Here is a 608-nt window from a genome sequence, read left to right as displayed (position 1 = left end):
TAAGCGATTTCCTTCGAAAATTGGGGGTCAAGTAAAGGTTCACCCAATCTGTAGATTGCTACTTCCTTTACTTCGAGGTTTGCGCAATCATCTACTATCTTTTTGAATAAAGGGAAGCTCATAAATCCCTTCTTCCGACTCATCTTGCTATGAACACAAAAAGTACAATCTGAGTTACAGGCATTCGTATTTTCAATTATGACCTTTAAGGGTATATTTTCATGTCTTTCCATGAGCATTTTCATCTGTTTGCAGTAAAGGTAGGAATATAATGGATTCTTCACAAAAGTGGAAGAATTCGATAAGGTGAAGATAACCGTCTGAACCAAAGGATTATAATGCGATAGGTCATGGATCTTATTATAGATAATATCCATCAACTTCACTTTTGCCGTCTATCCCCTTTTCAGTAGCATTGCTCAATAGCTGTAGCAAATGCTCTAGCTACGCTCTTCCCCAATCTTATATCTCTTCCATCTAATCGTATCCAAAGACATATCAACAGTCAGAGGTTGGCCACAATACTCTGCTAGACTCATGGGCTAGAAATTTGGGGTTGTTAGCTTATCTAGTTCGTACACCGATATGTTTCTATCTCCCACGATATG

Annotated in this window: 1 protein-coding gene; it reads right to left on the bottom strand. The window is 38.3% G+C overall.

The features are described from left to right. Positions 1 to 377: radical SAM protein (locus HW443_RS13160; protein WP_320411601.1), on the bottom strand; the 377-nt coding region annotated here is incomplete at its 3' end. Between the last annotated feature and the right edge of the window lie 231 nt (positions 378 to 608).

Source organism: Candidatus Hakubella thermalkaliphila (genome assembly GCF_013281975.1).
Taxonomy (GTDB): Bacteria; Actinomycetota; Humimicrobiia; order Hakubellales; family Hakubellaceae; genus Hakubella; species Hakubella thermalkaliphila.
The sequence above is the reverse complement of the archived record's forward strand: the minus strand, read 5'-3'. Positions and strand labels throughout refer to the sequence as shown.